Annotated in this window: 1 protein-coding gene; it reads right to left on the bottom strand. The window is 61.9% G+C overall.

All coding sequences use genetic code 11. The features are described 5' to 3' along the window. A partial coding sequence (locus RNC47_RS37060; RefSeq protein WP_311605268.1) for a hypothetical protein occupies nt 1–278 on the bottom strand: 278 nt, incomplete at its 3' end. Nucleotides 279–430: the final 152 nt, after the last annotated feature.

Below are 430 nucleotides of genomic sequence, written 5' to 3'. Positions count from 1 at the left end.
GCCAGGTCCTCGATCGAGTGGCGGACCGTAGCGCCCAGCCCTTTGTTGATCAGCATGTCCGCGGTCTGAAACACCGTCTTGATGGCCAACGGCGCCACACCCCGACGACGCTTCCGCCTGCGGTCATCGTCCTCGAGCTTCATGCGCTCGATCTCACGCCTGGCGTTCGCGAGCTGCCGCCGGCTCACGATGAACAGCACCAGGAACGTGACGAACGCCGCGAACAGCACGACGACCACCACCAACAAGACGGACTCAAGGGTGGTCGGCATCTGCACCCGCTGATTATCGCCGCATGTCACATTCCGTCGAGTCGCGGTGTCTTGAGGGTGTAGTCACCATCAACCAGGAGTGCACCATGGATGCTCGTTTGAACCTGTTCGAGAACCCGACCGCCGTGAAGATGCTGAAGTACGTCACCTCGGCGGGC

It is taken from the genome of Streptomyces millisiae (genome assembly GCF_031845425.1).
Classification (GTDB): Bacteria; Actinomycetota; Actinomycetes; order Streptomycetales; family Streptomycetaceae; genus Streptomyces; species Streptomyces millisiae.
This window is presented reverse-complemented; position numbering and strand designations above follow the sequence as displayed.